Below are 20,339 nucleotides of genomic sequence, written 5' to 3'. Positions count from 1 at the left end.
GTGGCGGGGCGGTTCGGGGTGCGGATCGCGGATGTCGTGACGTGCACGGAGGACGGGGGCAGGTGGCTCGACGGGACGGACCGGGCGATGGCGGTCGTGGAGTGAGCGTGCGGTGCCGTGCCTGGTCAGGGCGTGGGCGGGCCCCGGATCCGTCGGGGGACGGCCGGATCCGGGGCCCTCATGCGAGGGTGGTGAGGCGATCTGTCGCAGCTTCGGGACGATCACATATCGGGACCGGCGGGACGAAACGGCGGCCACTCCTGGGAGCTGCGTGAGCTCACCGAGCAGACCAGTCGTCTGCCCTTGCCCGTCACATCTCGGGCGCCAACATGCAGGACCGCCAGGCCTCCTCCAGCTCACTCGCCCAGGCCGTGGTCCGGATCCGCCCACGGTGCGTCCTACGACTACAACCACCACTCGAACACTCACCGATCTGGCCGACCTGCAGTATTGCCGTGACTGTCAGCTAGAGGCCCTATGGTCGTTCCCACGTGTCACGGCGCCATCAACTGCCAAGGGGGGCCAGGTTGCAGGCCAAAGAGACGTTGTTCGCCGATCTCGTGCAGGGGAGGGCCCAGCAGTTCCAGGTGCCGCTCTACCAGCGAACGTACTCCTGGACCGAGAAGCAGCTCAGACAGCTGTGGAGCGACATCCTGGAGCAGGCAGAGTTGATCGAGCGCGGTGAGAAGGCGAACACGCACTTCCTGGGGTCCGTCGTCCTCGCGCCGTCGCCGCAGAACGATGTGACGTTCGCTCGCTGGCTTGTCGTCGACGGCCAGCAGAGGCTGACCACACTCTCCCTCGCCCTGGCCGCGATCCGCGATCACATCAGGGACGCCCAGCCGCGTGACGCCGAGCGCATCGACGAGCAATACCTGGTCAACAAGTGGCAGAACGGCAGTGACCACCTCCGGCTGCTGCCCACCCAGGCGGACCGGTCGCAGTTCGCCGCCCACGTCCGCGGCCCGCTCACGGACCAGGCCGTCGGCGGCGGTGTCGCGGCTGCCTACACCTTCTTCCGCCGCAAGCTGGTCGAGGCGGCCGATCCCGCCGCCCCGCAGGACGTGTTCCGCATCGAGCAGGCCATCACCTCCCGGCTGACGCTGGTTGCGGTGACCGCCGAGCGCGGCGACAACGTGCACCGCATCTTCGAGTCTTTGAACAACACAGGACTCAAGCTCAGCCAGGCGGACCTGCTGCGCAACTACTTGTTCATGAAGCTGCCCACTCGCGGTGAGCAGGTCTACGAGGCCTACTGGCTGCCGCTGCAGGACAGCTTGAGCAACGAAGAGCTCGAGCAGCTCATGTGGCTGCAACTGGTCCTCGACGGCGATGACCGGGTCCGCCGCCAGGACCTCTACGCAGCTCAGCAGCAGCGCTTCGAGCACGGGAAGGCGACTGAGCAGGACATCGAGGCCTACATCAGGGAGTTGCACCGCAGTGCTGCCCTCTTCCGCCGCCTGCTGCACCCCGAGGAGGAGCCGGACGCTTCGGTCCGCGCCCATTTGCACCGTCTGGACGCCTGGCAGGCCCAGGTCACCTATCCCGCGCTGATGCTGTTGCTCGACCGGCGCGAGCGGGGGATCCTCGACTCCTCGGGCACAGCCCGTGCCATGTCGTACATCGAGAGCTTCTTGGTACGTCGGATGATCTGCCGGGTGCCGCCCAACAACCTCAACAGGATCTTCCAGGCCGTACCCGGGCAGCTCCCTCTCGACGTGCCCGTCGCCGACGGACTGCACCAGTTGCTCTCCGCCGACAACCGGTTCTGGCCCACCGACGAAGAACTGCGCGAGAAGATCCGGAAGGCGCCCTTCTACCAGTTCGGACGGCCACAGCAGCGCAGGATGGTGCTACAGCGGCTGGAGGAGAGCTACGAGCATCCGGAACCGGTGGACTTCGTCGCCGCGCAGCTCACCATCGAGCACGTCATGCCGCAGTCGCCCGGCGACGAGTGGCTCCGGATGCTGAGCGAGGATGTGGCCGACGGAGAGCGAGTGGAGGACCTGCACTCCCGGCTGCAGCACACCCTCGGCAACCTGACGCTCACCGCAGTCAACTCGGAGCTGTCCAACCACCCCTTCGAGCGCAAACAGGGTCTGCTCCAAGGCAGCCACCTGGAGATGAATCGCCGCATTGCCGCCACTGAACGGTGGGGCGCGAAGGAGATCGCCGCCCGTGCCGACGAACTCGCAGACCGTGCCGTGGCGTTGTGGCCGGCTCCTCTACGCGGAGTCGGCCGCGCGGAGCGCAGCCGGGACTGGCACCTGGCGCACCAGGTACTCGCGGCACTCCCCCACGGCACATGGACATCGTACGGAGATCTCGCCGCGTTCCTCGGCTCCGGAGCCCAAGCTGTGGGCAACCACCTTGCGGGAACACCGGGGGTGGCCAACGCGTACCGGGTCCTCACCTCCGAGGGCAGGGTTTCCGAGGGATTCCGCTGGACATCTGAGGACGAGGGCGGCGACGTCCGTTCCCTGCTGTCGGCCGACGGTATCCGTTTCACGGTGACTGGAGCCGCCGATCCGGTCCAGCGCCTCAACGCCGACGACCTCGCACTCCTGGTCACTGAGGACGACGACCGGGCCGAGGGCGAGGACACCGCTCAGCGGATGCAGGGCGGCAGCCAGGGCGAGGAAACGCGCGCCGACCGGTTCTTCCGCCAGCTCGCGGCTGACGACTCCCCTGAGACCGTCGAGGCGGTACGCGCGCTCTTCGCCCGTTGGGAGACGCTCGGCGGCTGGATCGGGCACGGAGCGGGCCAGGTCACGACGAGCGCGTTCTTCATGCTCGGAGAGGCTGGCGCGCCGGGCCGCGGTATCTGGCCGCTGACGCTCTACCCGGGCGGTGGGCGGGGCGGCACCGCGGAGGTCGTCTTCCAGCACCTGGCCGCACGCGAACCGTTCACCGACCGGGCACTGCGCGCCGAACTCCTCGCCCGACTGAACGAAATGGACGGCGTGGACATCCCGGAGGGCAAGCTGGAACTGCGCCCCAACTTCCGCCTGTCGGTACTGGAGAAGGGCCGCAACCGCGAACTGCTCGCCGAGACACTGGCGTGGTTCCGGGGCCGCTGGGAAGAGCGGGGCACGGCCTGAGGGCACGAGCACCGCTTCTGATCCACTTCAGGCACCCAAGGAGCGCCCGAGCGAGCACGGAAGAATCCCGTTTCTGTCGAAAGTGGTTACGCTTCTCCGGAGCCCAGGGCGGTTTCCGCGTCGTGGCCACCCCAACTGTCGGGGGTGCGCCACAGGACCTGAACCCCGAAGACACCGAACACGGTGTCAGCTGACCAGTCCTCGGCGGGCGCTTCAGAGAGCACCAGGTAGAGACGGTCGGCAGGAGCGGGCAGGGTGTGGTTGATCTCCAGGAGGCGCGTGGCTCCCGCGCGGAGGTCGGCGTAGGTGGAGCGGCCGGCACCGAGAACCTCGTAGAGGAAGTGGCCGTCGTCCGCGATACGGCTGACGTCAATGACCGGTGAGTCAGTCGGCTGCAGATCCTCCCAGAATAGGGCGGCCTTGAGAGCATGCCGCACCGCCTCGTGCTTTCTGCACGTACGGTCGGCGGTCGCCGCACTCTCGAGCGAGTGCAGGAGCCCCTGCGCTGGCGCTGGTGCGGGCGTGGCGGGCAGGTCTTCGGCGGGGGTCACGGACTCGGTTTCCTTTTGCTCGGACTGCTGTTCAGCGGTGGCGGGTGCGTCGTCTGTTGCGGGTTCGCCCGTGGCGACCCGGCGGTGGAGCGCCTCCCGGGCTTCATGCAGGGCCTGGATCCAGCCGGCGCGTGCCAGGTCCGTCTGGAGACCGTTCACCTCCAGGTCGCCGTCCTTGAGCATGCGATTGGTGTGCGCCGCGAGGTCGCGCAGGAGGCTGAGGCGGTGCTTGTCCGGGGATCCGAGCACGCGACGGACGTCCACCCAGTCCGGCTGATCGCGGCGGAGGACGCGGTTGGCCATGCCCTTGAGCTCGGACAGACGATCACGGGCGTTCTCCGGAACGGTTCCGGCACCGTTGGTCAGTTCGTCGAGAACGCTGAGCGCCGCCAGGTAGCGTTCCGCCATTCTCGGCGAGATGGGTTGGCGACCGCGCTGGTCCGCGGTGAGCAGGCAGTGGTTCGTCTCGTGGGCGAACACCCAGCAGTCCAGTTCGTCGCCGGGGCGCGGGGGCACCGAGCCGTGGCGGACGGTCAGGACCAGAGGGACGTTGATCCTGGGAGACAGGGCCTTGGCCTTGTACCGGCCGCCGGGTGCCCGGCCGATCACACGGACTCGGACGTTCGTGCCGATCTCGGGGATTTTACCGTCCGCCATGCCCGGTTTGCCTTCGGTGGGTGCTGGTTCGGTACCGCCGCCGTCGGTGCTCGTGAGTGCCTCCGGGAGCGGGGACGTGTGCAGGACGGTCAAGCTCTGGGTGCTGCGGGTGAGCGCGACGTACAGCTGGCGCAGGCCGGCCGGGCCCCGGTCGGCGATGGTGGCGGGTTCGACGACGAGGACGTGGTCGTACTCCATGCCCTTGGCCTGGGCGGCAGCCAGCACGGACACCGCCTCGCGTCCCTGCTCGGTGATGCCCTCGGCCAGGTCCAGCTGGCGGCTGATCTCGTCGAGCCAGCCGGAGTCGTCGGGAACGATGACCGCCACGGAGCGCAGGGTCTGTCCGTCGCTGGTGCCGATGAGGCGGGTGGCTTCCGCCACGGTGTCGTCGAGGAGCTTCCACGGCTCCGTCGCGACCGTCCGTACGGCGTCCTCTCCCGCCGCACGCACGGCCTGCGGGTACGGCAGCGTGGGGGCGACGGTACGGGCCAGCGGGGCGACGAACTCCATGATTTCGGCGGGCACGCGGTAGCTGGTGTTCAGCTCGGCCACGCGCCAGTCGCCGTGGTCGGACAGGAGAGTGCCGAGGCGGTCCCAGTCGGTGTGGGTGTGGGGGCCGGTGGCCTGGGCGAGGTCGCCCAGGATGGTCATCGAGCCTTGCGTGGCGGAGCGCCGGCGCAGGGAGCGGGCCTGCATGGGTGTCAGGTCCTGTGCCTCGTCGACCACGATGTGCCCGTACCGCTGCGGGGTCTCCCCGGTGATGAGATACCGCAGTTCTTCAAGGCAGACCCGGTCGTCGAGCGTCCAGGGATCGGCGTCGGCCGTGTCGGCCCGAGGACGGCGCAGAGCGGCCTGCTCTGAGGCGTCGAGAATGCCCTCGGCGCAGGTGCGCAGGAGGTCTTCGGAGTCGTAGAGGGTACGGAGGGCTTCCCTGGCGCCGGGCGAAGGCCAGACGCGTTCGATGAGGCGCTCCACCTGACGGTTGCGTTCCAGGTCGCGGCGGATCGTGTCGTCGCGGCTGCGGCGAGGGGCGACGGCGACGAGTTCCCGCAGCAGGCGGTCGACGAGCAGCCCGCGGAAGCGGTCGCGGCGCTCACGGTAGGAGCCGTCGCCTTGGCGCACGTCTTCGAGGAGCGAAAGCATTTCGGAGCGCGGGACGCGCAGGGTCGTGCTGCCGACGGTGACGGTCAGCTCCGGCTTGGCCCCCTCGTAAGAGGCAGTGGTGGTGAACTCGTCGACGGCCTCAAGACGGCATTCGATCTCGACGCGCCGCCGCAGGACGGCCGCCATGCGTTCATCGGACTTCACCATCCGCGCCGTGGGGGTGTCGGTGCCGAGGACCTCGCCGTCCCACAGACGGGTCACCTGCACGGCGTTGACGTTACGGGTGCCGAGCGTGGGCAGCACCTGGCTCACGTAGTCCAGGAACCGCTGATGGGGGCCGACGACGAGGACGTCCTGGGCTTTGAAGTGCCCGTTGTTGACGAGCCAGGTCACGCGGTGCAGGCCAACCGCCGACTTGCCGGTACCCGGGCCGCCCTGCACGACGAGGATGTCCGAGGGCGAGCCGGTGACCAGAGCCATCTGGTCGCGGCGGATGGTCTCGACAATGTCCCGCATGCTGCCGCGGCGAGGGCGCTGAAGCTCGCGGAGGAGGAAGTCGTCGGGCTGCAGCGGCTTCTGGCGCTGGAGGCGGGTGATGTCGGCGGGCGTTGGGACGGGCGGGCTCGGTGCTCCCTCCTTCTGCGTGACGGTGGCCGGCTCCGCGGGCTGGGCCTCCCGCTGCCGTGGCTGCGGGACGGGAGCGGCGGCAGTGATCTCGTCGAAGTAGTCCTCGACGACACGCTGTACACAGCGCAGTTGCCGCCGCAGAAGCACCTCGCCCGGGGCCTCGGGCAGCGCCTCGAACCACTTCTTGGCCTGCCGACTGGTCCACAGTACGACGACGGTGTCGCGGGTACGGACGTCGGAAACGGCACGTCTGCCGACGTACCAGGTCTTGGGCCCGTTGCCGGGCTCGTCCTCGCCCGGTGCGTCGACGCGGCTGATGACCAGCGACTCGTTGCCGAGTCCGTCGTATGCCGCGACCCGCTCTTCGGCCACGATCCGGTTGGCGACGCTGTCCTTGCCGCTAGCGGAGGCCCTGGCAACCGAGCCCCCGGTCAGTTCGGCCAGCCGCGCGGCATAGCAGTCGTAGGCGCGATCCACCGCCTTCTGCTCGAGGGCGATGATCTCTTCGCGCGTGGTGGTGCCCATGTACATGTCCCCTCCCCCTTGCAGCACCCCAGAGGACGCTGCGACGGGCATACGCCCGGCCCCGTCGAAATAACTATCAGAGATCTGCTGGTAACAAACAGTCAGATGGTCAACGTCCCGACCAGCTCGCCGACCTCCGTCCGCCAGGCGCGTACCTGGTCGTTCGTGGGGCCGATCTCGTACTGGTGGTAGTGGCATCCCAGGCAGAGGTGCGACCAGACAGCGTTGGTGCGGCGAGCGGTCTCCGCCGCGGTGTAGCAGTGGAGGCACAGCATCTTGGCCCGCATCGTGGTGTCGGCTAGCCCTGGCACCGCGGCGTCGAGCACGCGGTCGATGGAGAGCTCCAGGGCGGTCCGCAGAGCTAGGGAGGCTCCGCGGTGCCGACCGGCGGCCGTGGCGCCCGTACGTGCGGCAAGCAGCTGATCCGCCGTCAGCAGGAGCTCCTCGACCAAGGTGGTGGGAGTGCTCATCACGCGGTCACCCCCGGCTTGCGCACCTTCTGCGCCATGATCTCGATGTCGTCCACGAAGCGGTGGGGGTCGGCGATCTGCGCTCCCGTGGCGTGGGCGCCGTTCTGGCACTCCTTGAGGAGGTCCACCGCACGCGGTCCGCAAAGGGTGAGCAGTTCCCGGTAGACCTCGCCGGTCCGGCAGGCGTCGCCGAACAGGGCCAGCGCCGCGACCTTCATGAGCTTGTCGGCGCTGCCGACGGCGGCCTGCAGCTCGTCCTCGGGCGCGCCGGAGCGGTGGTGCCGGATCCAGGCGGCTTCGAGGAAGGCGTTCTCCAGGGCGATACGGCACAGGCTGGGCAGCACGTGGGTCCGTGCCGCCGACGGCAGGTCACCGGTACTTGCGAGGGCCCGCGCGTCGTCGAGTGCCTGCCGTACCGGGTCGGTCACCGGCTTGACCTTCACCTTGGACGACTTGGCCCGCTCGACTTCGAACACCGTCACGGGCAGACCCTGACTGGTGAACGCCCGCTGGAGCCGGGTGTCGTGGGTGAACACGACGACCTGCCGGTGCTCGCCGAGCTCGTGCAGGACCTGGGCGAGTCCGTTGACCTTGGCGGGGTCCATGGACTGCACGGGGTCGTCGATGACGATGAAGCCGAAGGGGCTATCGGCGGTGGCGGCCCGAGGCAGGAACAGGGAAAGCGCGAGAGAGTGCTGCTCGCCCTGACTCATGACGCTGAGAGCCGAGGCCTCATGGCCGTCGACGGTGACGTCCATGACGAGCTTGCGGACGTTGGCCTTCTCGCTGCCCTTCAGGCTCACGGCCTTGAGGTCGATGTTGCTCTCCTGGCGGAGTCGCTCCCAGATGCGCTGCGACTGGTCGGCGAAGCCTTCCATCCGCTGTGCCCGCAACTCGGCGGCCAGCGCCTTGATCCAGGTGCTCGCCTTCCTGATGTCCCGCAGCCGGGGCTTGTTGGCCTCCACGGCACGGGCCCTCTCCGCCCAGCCCGCCAGGCGGGTGACGAGCCCGCGCCAGCGTTCGTCCCGCTTCTCCAGTTCCCTGACGGCGTTCTCCTTGACCGCGGCGCAGGCATCGGCCAGGGGCGCGGCGGCCTCGTGGGCGCGCTGGGCGAGCTCGCCGGGATCACTGATCGTCCGGCAGGCGGTCCAGGCGCGCCACGGGTCGGCCAGGGCGGCGGGGATCTGTCGGGGCGTGTGGACGAGGTCCTGTACGGCCCGCACGGCCGACCGGAGTTCGCTGCGCGCGCCCGCGGCTGCCTCCGCCTCCTGCCGCAGTGTGGCGATCTGGGCGATGGCGTCCGCGGCCCATGCCGGGTCCAGCATCCCGTCGGTCCCGCACACGGGGCAGGCGGCCGCGTCGGGGTGACGGTCGTGGTGCGCCACAGCCCGTTCGAGGAGTTCCGCACGCCCCAGGGCGTCCTCGGCGCCGGTGCCGCGCAGGTCCTCGGCATCGGCGAGGGCATTGCGCAGGCGGCCCAGGGCCGCGTGGACCTGCGCCATCTCGGGTCCCTGCGCCTCTGCCTCGGCGCGCAGCCGGGCAAGCAGACCATCGTCCCCGTCGGCGGGCAGACCGGCGACAAGGGCTTCAACGGTCGCGAAGTCGGGCGTTCCCGTCGTGTCGACGGCAACAAGTGCCTGCACCGCGCGCTCGTCGTCCTCCAACTCGTACAGCGCCTCCTTGAGACCCGGCAGCTCCGCCTTCGCCGCCTTGTCCGCCTCTTCGAGCGCCTTGGCCTCCTGGCGCAGCCTGCCGTCGGCGGCGTTGAGCTGCCCCAGGCCGAGGATGGTGGCGATGGCGTCGTACATCTCGGAGGGCTTGCCACTGATCATGCGGTCGAGGTCGACGTACGACAGGAAGGGTCGGAAGTCCCGCAGGGCCTGCTTCCAGTCCGCCTGGTCGAGGGGCGCGCGGCCGTGCCCGGGGCGCCTGAGCTCGGCGTGGGAGGTGTCGTAGTCGTCGCCCTCCCAGGTGCGGGTGAGGGTGCTGCGGCCGGTGTCGCCCTCGATGGCGAGCTTGACCTCGATCTCCGGCCTGCCGTCAGTGTCGTGGAGGTTGCGCCAATTGCTGCTGCGCATCGCGTGCTGCCCCTGCCAGCGCAGGTTCACGCCGGTGAAGGCTGTCTCGATGGCCTCGGCGATGCTGGACTTGCCGGAGCCGTTGCGACCCACGACCAAATTCACACCGGGTCTGGGGCTGAGCTTGAGCCAGGCGCGCGGTCCGATGCCACGGAACCGGGCGACGGCAACGGACTCGAGGTAGATCCGGCCGACGGGGGAGGTCCCCCGGGGCTCGCCGTCGCCCAAGGCCTTCTTCAGGAGCACCTTCACGGGCTCGGTGAGCGCCTCCTCCGCCAGGCGGGCCTGCACCAGACCGGCCACGGGCACAGGCTGGTCGGACGGGGCCGGACGGGGCCGGACGGGCGGGGTCGGTGGGGTGGTGTGCGTTCTGCCGGGGCTGTTCCGTCACTGTCATGCGGGTTCCTCCCGTGTGTGCGGTGGGTGGCGACGGCGGTGCGGAATGGACGCAAAGTGGACGGCCCCGGTATGGCGTTGCGACGAAAGGGACCGGGAGAGATCGGATGCGTGGCGCGGTACGGCGCCAGGACGCTTCACGGTGCGGTTGCCAAGTCTCGGCGCATGCTTCCATTCGGAAGCGAAGCCAGATAAGCATGACAGTGAAAGCGCTGTCAAACAACTCGACGAACTTGACCGCTATTGTAAGGTGTTAACCGTCCCAGTCCGACTGGCCCGAGAGGTGCGGAACTCCACGCCATGCCCCAGCCACCAGCCCGACCGGCGCCCTCCGCACACGTGACAGCCGCCGAGATCTCCCGCATCGCAGGGGTCACACGCGCCACCGTCAGCAACTGGCGCCGCCGCCACGACGACTTCCCGGCACCCAGCGCAGGCACGGAATCCAGCCCGCTCTACGACCTGCCGGCCGTCCAGGCATGGCTGCGGGGACGCGGGCACACCTCCGCCGCCTCGCCGACCGAGGAGCTGCGTACGGCGCTACGGCTGCTGGGACCCGGCTCGGGTCTGGCCGCGCGGCTGTTCCCCCTGGTGGCTGCCGCGTCCCGCCGCACGCCGGACCAGCTGGCCGAACTCGCCGCCGTGCCCGACGACCAGCTGCTCGCCCGAGCGGAGAAGGCGGCGGGCGAGCTCCCGACCACCGTGCCCGAGGCCGAGCCGGTCCACTACGGCTCGGACGACGCGGGCGCGGTCCGCGCGCTGCTGGGCTGCGTCCGTGAGGCGGGGGCCCAGGCCGCCCTCGATGTCCTCGCCGAACGCGAGCTGGACGAGGGCGCCGCCTCCGGCGTGTACCAGACCCCGGAGGGCCTGGCGCGGCTCATGGCACGGCTCCTGCCCGCCGACGTGTCCCGCGTCCTCGACCCCGCCTGCGGCAGCGGAACGCTCCTCGCCGCCGCCGCACGGCAGGGCGCGCGGGAGCTGTTCGGGCAGGACTCGCTCCCCGTCCAGGGCCAACGCACCGCGGTCCGGCTGCTGATCGCCGCACCCGAGGCAGAGACGGCGATCCGCGTCGGCGACAGCCTGCGCGCCGACGCCTTCCCCGACGTCACCGTGGACGCCGTCCTGTGCAACCCGCCGTTCGCCGACCGCGACTGGGGTCACGACGAACTGGCCTACGACCCGAGGTGGGCGTACGGGGTCCCGCCCCGCTTCGAGTCCGAACTGGCCTGGGTGCAGCACGCTCTCGCGCACCTGGAGCCGGGCGGCCACGCCGTCATGCTGCTGCCTCCCGCGCTCGCCTTCCGCTCCTCCGGCCGCCGCGTCCGCGCGGAACTCATCCGCGGCGGGGCCCTGCGCGCCGTCGTATCGCTTCCGGCACGTGCCGCGTATCCGCTCCACATCGGCCTGCAGATCTGGGTGTTCCAACGCCCCGAGCCGGGCGGCACGGACCGTACGACGGTGCTGTTCGTCGACGGGGAGGGCGAGCAGCGGGACGGCGCCACGGGAACGTCGTCCGCCACCGGTACGGCGACGGCGGGTGCCGGCTCCCGCGGCGGCTCGCGCTCCCGCCGGTCAGGCTCTTCCGCCTCCGCGGCCTCCGCCCCAACCTCTTCGGTCTCCGCCACCGCCTTCGACTGGGAGGGGCTGTCGGAGCGGGTCCTGGGTCAGTGGGCCGCGTTCACCACGGCCCCCGACGCCTACGCCGACGAGCCCGGCGTCGCCCGCGCGGTGCCGGTCGTCGACCTCCTCGACGACGTCGTCGACGTCACCCCGGCCCGCCATGTCCGGGCGACCGCGGCCGACATCGACCCGGCGGCCCTGGCCCGGCGCGTCCACGATCTGCACGACCAACTGGCCGAGCAGGTCGCCGCCCTGGCATCCGCCTCCGCGTCCGGCGGCTGGCAGCCGTCCGGGGACTCGGCCCGCGAGTGGCGTACGGCGACCGTCTCCGACCTGGCTCGCGGCGGCGCCCTGACCGTGCTGCGGGCGGCGCCGCCCGGCACCCGCGGCTCCAAGGGCTCCGCCGCCCCCGCCGTCGACCGGCCGGTTCTCACCGCCCAGGACGTCTCCACCGGCACCCCCCCGTCCGGCGGGGCCGTGGACCTCCACGCCGACGCCGCGCAGCCCGTCGCCGCTGGGGACGTCCTGGTACGCGCCGTCGCGGGCAGCGGCAACGAGTCCGCGATGACCCGGGTCGCGGACGACCGGGACGCCGGAGCGCTGCTCGGTCAGCACATCCACCTCCTGCGCCCCGATCTGGCCCGCCTCGACCCGTGGTTCCTGGCCGGGTTCCTCGGTGCCGACGACAACATCGCCTCCGCGTCCACCGGCTCCACCCTCGTGCACGTCACACCGGGCCGCCTGCGCGTACCGCTGCTGCCGCTGGAGGAACAGCGGCGCTACGGGGAGGCGTTCCGCCGTGTGTACGAGCTGCGCGCGGCCGTCCGCCGAACCGCCGACCTCGCCGCCGACACCGCGGCCACCCTGACCACCGGCCTCACCGCCGGCGTACTCCTGCCACCGGACACCCCGGGCAGCCCGAACACGTCGGGCGCCCCGGACAGCCGTTCTGTCTGAAACGCCCCACGCGTCCCACCGCGTACGACCACACTGGATCCCTGCCGTCCCACGCCCGGACGGCGCTCTTCGGAAGGAAGCCGGGACCTCTTGAACAGCAGCAAGCACACGGAGCTGGCGAACCACGCCTGGTCCGTCGCCGACCTCCTGCGCGGCGACTACAAGCAGTCCGACTACGGCAAGGTCATCCTGCCGTTCACCGTGCTGCGCCGCCTGGAGTGCGTCCTGGAACCGACGCGCGACAAGGTCGTCGAGACCGTCGCCAGGTTCGCGGGCCAGGACATCGACACCGGCCACTTCCTGCGCAGGGCTTCGGGCCACTCCTTCTACAACAAGAGCGACCTCACGCTGCGGAAGATCGCGGCCGACCCGCAGAACGCGGCGAAGAACCTGCAGATCTACGTCGGCGCCTTCTCCGACAACGCCCGCGAGGTCCTCGACAAGTACGAGTTCAACCAGCAGGTCAGGAAGCTCGACGGCGCGAACCTGCTCTACCAGGTCATCGGCAGGTTCACCGACCTCGACCTGCACCCCGACGTCGTGCCCAACCACAACATGGGCTACATCTTCGAGGAGTTGATCCGCCGCTTCGCCGAGCAGTCGAACGAGACCGCGGGTGAGCACTTCACCCCGCGCGAAGTCATCAAACTGATGGTGAACCTGCTGGTGGCGCCCGACGCGGACGCCCTCACCGTGCCGGGTGTCGTCCGCACGGTCATGGACCCGGCCTGCGGCACGGGCGGCATGCTCAGCGCCGCCGACGACCGCATCAAGGCCCTCAACCCGGACGCCACGGTCGAGGTGTACGGGCAGGAACTCAACCCCGAGTCCTGGGCGATCTGCCGGTCCGACCTCATGATCAAGGGCCAGGACCCGGAGAACATCCGCTTCGGCAACTCCTTCTCCGACGACGGCCACGCCCGCCGTAAGTTCGACTACATCCTCGCCAACCCGCCGTTCGGCGTGGAGTGGAAGAAGGTCAAGGAGGAGGTCGAGTACGAGCACAAGTCGCTCGGCGACGCCGGCCGCTTCGGCGCGGGCCTGCCGCGCATCAACGACGGCTCGTTGCTCTTCCTCCAGCACATGATCTCGAAGATGAAGCCGGTGGACGTGAACGGCGGGGGCGGCTCCCGCATCGCCATCGTCTTCAACGGCTCCCCGCTGTTCACGGGCGCGGCCGAGTCGGGCGAGTCCAACATCCGCCGCTGGATCCTGGAGAACGACTGGCTGGAGGCGATCGTCGCCCTCCCGGACCAGCTCTTCTACAACACCGGTATCTCGACTTACTTCTGGATCCTGACGAATCGCAAGGACAAGGACCACAAGGGCAAGGTCGTCCTGCTCGACGCACGCGACCAGTGGGTGAAGATGCGCAAGTCCCTCGGCGACAAGCGCAAGGAGCTGGGCGACGGGACGAACGGCCGCCCCGACCACATCGGTGACATCACGCGGCTGTACGCGGAGGCCGTCCAGGTTGCCAAGGACCCCGAGCACCCGCTGCACGGCAAGGTCAAGCTCTTCGCGAACGAGGACTTCGGCTACCAGCGCATCACCGTCGAACGCCCGCTGAAGCTGCGCTTTGAGGTGACTGAGGAGACGTTGGCGGCGCTGGCTGAGGCCAAGCCGGTGGCGAGGCTGGAGCGGAGCGAGGAGTTCGTCGCGGCGGTGCGTACGTTGCTCGGCTCGTCCTGGGCGACGAAGTCCGAGGCGTTCATCGCGCTCAAGGACGCGGTGGTCGCGGCCGGGCTGACGTGGCCGTCGGGAGCGCCATTCGCGAAGGCCGTACGGGAGACGATCGGCGTCCGGGATCCGGAGGGCGAGGTCCAGAAGATCAAGGGCACGCCGGAACCGGATGCGGACCTGCGGGACTACGAGAACGTGCCACTGGGGGAGGACGTCGAGGACTACCTCAAGCGCGAGGTGCTGCCCCACGTCCCGGACGCGTGGATCGACCACACGAAAACGAAGATCGGCTACGAGATCCCGTTCACGCGGCACTTCTACGTGTACAAGCCACCGAGACCGCTGGCGGAGATCGACGCGGAGTTGAAGTCGCTGGAGGCGGAAATTCAGGCGCTGCTGGGTGAGGTGACGGGGTGACTCTCTGGAACCAAGTTCGCCTGAAGAACCTCTGCGTAGATGCCGGCCAGTACGGGCTGAACATCTCGGCCGAAAACTACGCTGAGTCGGGAACGCGCCTGCTGCGCACGACGGACATCAGCAGTGGTGTGCTTACTCCGGAAGAATCTGGGGTCTTCGTATCAAACCCTCCGGAAGAACGGTTCCGGCTCGAAAGGGGTGACCTTCTCCTATCCCGTAGCGGCACTCCTCCTGGGCAGTCCTACCTGGTCCGTGCTGTCGATGAAGGTGCAACATTTGCCGGCTACCTTGTAAGGTTTCGTCCGCAGCAAGGTGTAGACCCTCGGTTCCTCGCTTACATTGCCCGGAGTACGCCGTTTCAGGAAAAAATTCGAGCTGAATCGGTTGCCTCAACGATCCAGAATTTCAATGCTGAACGCTACGCCAACATCGATTTTAGGGCACCTGAATACAGCGAGCAGCGCCGTATAGCCGACTACCTGGACGTCGAGACCGCCCGGCTGGGCCAGATTGAAAGCCTGGCAGGGAAGGCTGGGAAGCTGGCGGTGGCTCGCCGCACGGCCGTCATCGACGCGGAACTTGGAGCATTTTCCGACGACTATGTCGCGCCCGTGACCAGCGCATGTGAGCTGGTCTTGGACTGCGTCAACAAGACTGCTCCAATCGAAGCCGGTGAGACTCCATACCGCATGCTCCGGACGTCTAACGTCCGAGACGGGCAAGTGAACGTCGACGACACTTATCGAGTATCGGAAGAGACGTTCAAAAAATGGAATCGCCGCGGCGCCCCTCGGATCGGTGATGTCCTGTTCACCAGGCAAGCCCCCGTCGGGGAAGCTGGACTCCTCAGATCAGCCGCGCCTGTGTTCCTTGGACAACAGGTCATGCTGTTCCGCCCGGATCCGCTACGCACGGCCCCTGAATTTCTCTTGTATAACTTTCTGAGTTCGTTCATGAAACAACAGTTCGAACTTGCAAGCGACGGTGCTGCGCACTCCCACATGCGAGTTCACGACTGTTTGAAGCTGCGCATCTACTACCCACCTCTCGACAAGCAGCGTCAAATCGTAGGGCGAGTAAGTAGCGCACTGGATCACGCTGACAGACTGCGGGCAGCTACAGCGAAGCAAGCTGACCTGCTGTCGGAACGCCGCCAAGCCCTCATCACCGCCGCCGTAACCGGCCAGTTCGACGTAACCACCGCCAGCGGCCGCAACGTAACGGACGGAGTGACCGCGTAGCCATGAGCCCCATCCACACGGAGTCCGCCTTCGGGGACGCGATCGTCGCCTCCATGGTCGAGCGCGGCTGGCGCGAAGCTCGGCCGCAGGACTATCGGGCCGATCTCGGCCTGGACACCAACGAGTTGTTCACCTTCATCGGAGCGACCCAGCCCGACGAGTGGAACGAACTGCTCACCGTCTACGGCGGCGACCCCAACGAGGCCCAGCGCGGGTTCGCCAGTCGGCTCGACCAGGCCATCGCCACGAACGGGCTCCTCGATGTCCTCCGCAACGGTGTCAAGGACCGGGGTGTCCTGTTCCGCGTCGCGTACTTCAAGCCCAACCTCGTCGCCCACGACTCCGTACTCGACGGCTACCGGGCCAATCGCCTCACCGTCGTCCGCGAACTCGAGTACGCGACCAAGCAGGCCGACTGGGGCAACCGGCTCGACCTCGCCCTCTTCCTCAACGGAATCCCCGTCGCCACGGCCGAGTTGAAGAACCCGCTGACCAAGCAGGGGGTGGAGCAGGCCAAGGAGCAGTACCGCACCGACCGGGACCCCACCGAGCTGATCTTCACGCGTCGGGTCGTCGCGAACTTCGCCGTGGACCCGGATCTGGTCTTCGTCGCCACGCAGCTCAAGGGCAAGAACACCCGCTTCCTCCCCTTCAACACCGGCTCTAACGGCCCCGGTCAGCCGGGCGGCGCAGGCAACCCCGCCCCCACCGCCTACGGCACGTACGCGACCTCCTACCTCTGGGAGCAGGTCTGGCAGCCGGACAACTGGTTGGACTTGCTCCAGCGGTTCGTGCACCTGCACAAGAGCAAGACGCCCGGCGGCGGCACCACCAAGACGATGATCTTCCCCAGGTTCCACCAGTGGGACGTGGTCAAGAAGCTCACCGCGCACGCCGCCACCCACGGCGCGGGACACGACTACCTGGTTATGGCGTCGGCCGGCTCGGGCAAGTCGAACACCATCGGCTGGCTGGCCCACCGCCTCAGCGACCTGCACACCCCCACCGACCCCCGCGAACTCGACGTCGACGCCATCGCCAAGGGCCTCAAGCCGGGCGTGCCGGTCTTCGACAAGGTCATCGTCATCACCGACCGTCGCAACCTGGACGCGCAACTCCGGGAGACGGTCGGCAGTTTCGAGCAGACCGCGGGCCTTGTCGTGAAGATCGACGAGAAGTACGGGGCGAAGGGCGAGCAGCTCGCCAAGGCCCTCTCCCGCGACACCGGGAAGATCGTCACGGTCACCCTGCACTCGTTCCCGGCGCTGATTTCGTACATCGAGCGCAACCCCACCGAGATCCGGGGCAGCCACTTCGCGATCATCGTGGATGAGGCACACTCCTCGCAGTCCGGCGACGCCGCCAAGGACGTACGGGCCGCCCTGCGCGACCTCGGCCTGGACTCCGACTCGGACGACGCGGGTGCGACCACGGTCAAGGCCGAAGGCGCCACCCTCGACGAGCAGCTCAAGAAGCGGGCCGAGCAGCGTTCCCGCGCAGCGAACCTCTCCTACTTCGCGTTCACCGCCACCCCGAAGGCCAAGACCCTCGAACTCTTCGGCACGCTCCAGGACATCGACGGCAAGGCGACCTACCGGCCCTTCCACACGTACTCAATGCGGCAGGCGATCGAGGAGGGCTTCATCCTCGACCCGCTGCGCAACTACGTCACATACAACACGTACTGGAAACTGGTGAACCAGAACCCGGACGAGCGGGAGGTCGACCCGTCGAAAGCGAACAGCCTGCTCGCCCGGTACGCGCTGACCCATGACTCGACAGTCGCCCAGCACGCCCAGGTGATCGTGGAGCACTTCGTGGCGCACAGCAGGGGCCGTCTCGGCGGGCGGGCCAAGTCGATGGTGGTGACGGCCTCGCGGCAGTCCGCCGTGCAGATGGCGCGCGCGATCAAGAGCTACATCAAGGACCGGGACTACGACACCAAGTACCCCGACCTGGGTGTCCTCGTAGCCTTCTCCGGCTCCCTCACCATCGACGGCGAGGAGACCACCGAGACGAAGGAGAACGGCGGGCTGTCGGAGAGCGCGCTGCCGAAGGCGTTCGCGTACACGCGCGCCGACGACAAGGCCGCCCGAGCCGGCGGTCCGGGCCAGCGCGAGTACAAGATCCTGGTCGTGGCGGAGAAGTACCAGACCGGCTTCGACCAGCCGCTGCTGACGACGATGTACGTCAACAAGACGCTGACCGGCATCTCCGCCGTCCAGACCCTGTCCCGGCTTAACCGCACCGCCGAGCGCAAGACCCAGGCCGACCTGGCGGTCCTCGACTTCGTCAACGACGCCGAGGACATACAGGAGTCCTTCCGCCCGTACTTCGAGGAGGCGAACACCCTCCCCTCCGACCCCAACCTGCTCTACACCGCGCAGAGCCGGGTCATGCAGGCGGCGATCCTGTCCGGGCAGGAGATGGACGAGTTCGCCGCCGCGTACTTCGCCGCCAAGGAGAAGGCGGCGGGCTCGCAGTCCAAGTGGGAGAAACTGCACGCCGAGCTGTACCGGCTGCTCTCCCCCGCCGTCGCCCGCTTCACCGCTCTGCTCGAAAGCGAGGACGAGGACGACCAGGAGACGGCGGAGGGCTTCCGCGCCGACCTCAACGACTACGTCAGGAAGTACGGCTTCCTCGCGCAGATCGTCCCCTACCGGGACGCCGAGCTGGAACGACTACACCTCTACGGCCGCTACCTCCTCAACCGGCTGCCGCGCCGCGCGGACGGCGGGGTGGACATAGGCGAGGTCGACCTCAGCCATCTGCGGGTGGAGAAGACCGGCGAGTACGACGTCTCCCTCACCCCCGAGGGGCCGGCGACGATGCCGGGCTTCGGCGACGGCTCGGGCGGCGCGAAGGAGGCGGAGAAGTCGCTGCTCTCCGAGTTGATCGAGAAGTTCAACGAACGGTTCGGCACCGAGTTCACCGAGCAGGACGTCATCCGCCCGTTCGAGGAGGCCAAGGCCGACCCGAAGGTGCGCGCGGCGGCCGTCGTCAACGACGAGGAGAACTTCGGCCTCGTCTTCGACAACGTCTTCGCGGACAAGATGGCCGACCACATCGACACCATCGCGGGCATGGGCCGCCAGTACTTCGGCCCCGACAAGGGCTTCAAGTCCAGCCTGGACCGCAGCGCCCGCAAGGCGGCCTGGCGGATGATCCGCCGCGAGGAAGGCGTCGACGACGACGTCTGATGCGCACGCTCTGGCCGGACATGCCGGCCAGGGCGTCCTTCGGAGGGCAACACCGGCCTCTGCCCTGGCGATCGCCATGCGCACCCCACTACCTCTCAACTGCGAAAAGTCACTTCAGGAGCGGGCGATGGACTACGAGATTGAGCTGATCAGTGACGGTGATGGGCTGGCGGTCATCGGGAGTGCGACGGATGTCGAACGCTTCCTCGTGTCGGAGGGACTGACATCGAAGGACCTCGGATTGCAGCGACTCAAGTCTGTCTTCGGTACCGGGGCTGCAGTGACGCAGGCAGGTTCGGAGATTGCCGCCACCTCCGGTCGTTGGGTGAAGCTGACCACGGAGTCGGCGCAGCGTGTCAAGAAGTTCGGGCTGATGGAAAGCAAGACGCCGGGGGTCAGCCACGCGATGCTGGGCAAACCTGGATCGATCAAGTCATGGCTCCAGATCGAGAAGGGGGCCGGCTCGTTTCTGACCAACCCGGCGCGGCTGGCCGGCGCCGCCGGGATCATGGCGCAGCTCGCGATGCAGCAGACCATGGACGAGATCACCGACTATCTCGCCACGATCGACGAAAAGGTCGACGACGTGCTCCGCGCCCAGAAGGACGGCGTGTTGGCCCGCATGATCGGAGTGGACCTCGTGATCGAGGAGACCATGTCCATCCGAGAGCAGGTGGGCCGGGTCTCCGAGGTCGCGTGGTCGAAGGTGCAGGCCGCACCAGCAACGATCGCAGACACCCAGGCGTACGCCTTGCGTCAGCTCGACGCACTCGCGGAGAAGGTGGAGCGCAAGAGCAAGTCCAAGATCGGCGATCTCGCGACTGCGGCCGCTGAAGCAGAGGCCCAGGTTCAGGAGTGGCTCGCTGTTCTGGCCCGTTGCTTCCAACTGCAGGAAGCGATCGCCGTACTCGAACTCGACCGAGTGCTGGACGCGGCTCCGGAAGAGCTGGACCGGCACCGCCTCGGGCTTCGGGCTGCCCGACAGAACCGGCTGGTTCTCATTGCGCGGAGCACCGAGCGTCTGGTGGCGCGGATGAATGCGGCTGCTGACACAGCCAACGCGAAGGTGCTTCTGCACCCGACCAAGTCCCCGGCTGTGGTCCAGTCGAGCAACCATGTCGCGATCGGCGTCGACGACTTCCACGGGCGGCTCGGGATAGAGACCGGTCGTCGGTCATCGGATGCGAGACGTTGGGTGGACGCGGCCGCAGAGGCGAGGGACAAGGCACTCATGACCGGAGCGAAGGGTGTGAACGCCGCCAGAAACCTCGGCAACGAGACCCTGGACCGGGCCAGCTCGGTAAAGGGCAAGCTCTCCAGCGGGATCGCCGAGCTGGGACGCCGTCGGAGCGGGGACGATGAGACACGCGACAGGGAAGGCTGAGGTGGGGCACCGCCCTTCTGCCACGTGCGCAGCCTGACTACTCCCTCAAGTCTCTGCCACTCGCGCAAGATGTGGGTGCCCAGCCGCCTGTACGGCTGGGCACCCATGGGCGTGAAAACGTACGGCTCAGCTGGGTGGCTGCGGCTCAGGCTAGGCCGGGGTCTCAGGGGAGGGCGGCAGGGGGTCGGCGACGAAAGTCCCCGTCCACCCCTGCTCCCGTACATGCCGCATCGCCTTCGCCGCTGTCGCATTCACCACGCCGAACTCTTGGGCGATTTCCAGGGTGGAGGGCACACGGCTTCCCGGCGGATACGTGCCGTCCTTGATG

At 68.4% G+C, this 20,339-nt stretch carries 9 protein-coding genes; 6 read left to right on the top strand and 3 right to left on the bottom strand.

The genetic code is table 11. From position 1 onward, the window contains the following. The first annotated feature begins 527 nt into the window (after positions 1 to 527). Positions 528 to 3,101: a GmrSD restriction endonuclease domain-containing protein gene (locus AOJ26_RS28760; RefSeq protein ID WP_053851276.1), complete on the top strand. Its 2,574-nt coding sequence runs from the start codon at positions 528 to 530 to the stop codon at positions 3,099 to 3,101. Positions 3,102 to 3,187: 86 nt separating this feature from the next. Here the strand turns inward: AOJ26_RS28760 and AOJ26_RS28755 are convergent, their stop codons facing one another. The 3 genes from AOJ26_RS28755 to AOJ26_RS28745 form a co-directional block, all read right to left on the bottom strand. Beyond that, positions 3,188 to 6,565 carry a HelD family protein gene (locus AOJ26_RS28755; protein WP_179200338.1) on the bottom strand — a complete coding sequence of 1,126 codons (3,378 nt, stop codon included), beginning with the start codon at positions 6,563 to 6,565 and terminating at the stop codon, positions 3,188 to 3,190. A gap of 101 nt (positions 6,566 to 6,666) precedes the next feature. After that, the gene (locus AOJ26_RS28750) at positions 6,667 to 7,035 is read right to left on the bottom strand and encodes a hypothetical protein (RefSeq protein ID WP_053851277.1); all 369 of its coding nucleotides are present in this window, start codon (positions 7,033 to 7,035) and stop codon (positions 6,667 to 6,669) included. Further along, entirely contained in the window at positions 7,035 to 9,416 is a 2,382-nt protein-coding gene (locus AOJ26_RS28745) for an AAA family ATPase (RefSeq protein WP_234358691.1), read from the bottom strand. The genes AOJ26_RS28750 and AOJ26_RS28745 overlap by 1 nt, the downstream gene beginning before the upstream one ends. A 432-nt stretch (positions 9,417 to 9,848) precedes the next feature. Between AOJ26_RS28745 and AOJ26_RS28740 the strand changes: the two genes are divergently transcribed. From AOJ26_RS28740 to AOJ26_RS28725, 5 genes are all read left to right on the top strand, one after another. Next, positions 9,849 to 12,086, top strand: coding sequence for an N-6 DNA methylase (locus AOJ26_RS28740; protein ID WP_053851274.1), 2,238 nt, complete (start codon positions 9,849 to 9,851; stop codon positions 12,084 to 12,086). A gap of 90 nt (positions 12,087 to 12,176) precedes the next feature. Then, positions 12,177 to 14,186, top strand: a complete 2,010-nt coding sequence (locus tag AOJ26_RS28735; protein ID WP_053851273.1) for a type I restriction-modification system subunit M — start codon at positions 12,177 to 12,179, stop codon at positions 14,184 to 14,186. Continuing rightward, entirely contained in the window at positions 14,183 to 15,427 is a 1,245-nt protein-coding gene (locus tag AOJ26_RS43015; protein ID WP_107092851.1) for a restriction endonuclease subunit S, read from the top strand. The genes AOJ26_RS28735 and AOJ26_RS43015 overlap by 4 nt, the downstream gene beginning before the upstream one ends. 2 nt (positions 15,428 to 15,429) lie before the next feature. Further along, positions 15,430 to 18,627 carry a type I restriction endonuclease subunit R gene (locus AOJ26_RS28730; RefSeq protein WP_053851272.1) on the top strand — a complete coding sequence of 1,066 codons (3,198 nt, stop codon included), beginning with the start codon at positions 15,430 to 15,432 and terminating at the stop codon, positions 18,625 to 18,627. 127 nt (positions 18,628 to 18,754) lie between these two features. After that, complete coding sequence (locus AOJ26_RS28725) at positions 18,755 to 20,011, top strand: hypothetical protein (RefSeq protein WP_053851271.1); 1,257 nt, start codon at positions 18,755 to 18,757, stop codon at positions 20,009 to 20,011. The last annotated feature ends 328 nt before the right edge of the window (positions 20,012 to 20,339 follow it).

The organism is Streptomyces sp. NRRL B-24085 (assembly GCF_001282115.1).
Taxonomy (GTDB): Bacteria; Actinomycetota; Actinomycetes; order Streptomycetales; family Streptomycetaceae; genus Streptomyces.
The sequence above is the reverse complement of the archived record's forward strand: the minus strand, read 5'-3'. Positions and strand labels throughout refer to the sequence as shown.

Excerpts from the sequence above, each read along its gene's own strand:
- AOJ26_RS28755 (WP_179200338.1), bottom strand. The coding sequence starts at position 6,565 with ATGGGCACCACCACGCGCGAAGAGATCATCGCCCTCGAGCAGAAGGCG.
- AOJ26_RS28750 (WP_053851277.1), bottom strand. The coding sequence starts at position 7,035 with ATGAGCACTCCCACCACCTTGGTCGAGGAGCTCCTGCTGACGGCGGAT.
- AOJ26_RS28730 (WP_053851272.1), top strand. The coding sequence starts at position 15,430 with ATGAGCCCCATCCACACGGAGTCCGCCTTCGGGGACGCGATCGTCGCC.
- AOJ26_RS28725 (WP_053851271.1), top strand. The coding sequence starts at position 18,755 with ATGGACTACGAGATTGAGCTGATCAGTGACGGTGATGGGCTGGCGGTC.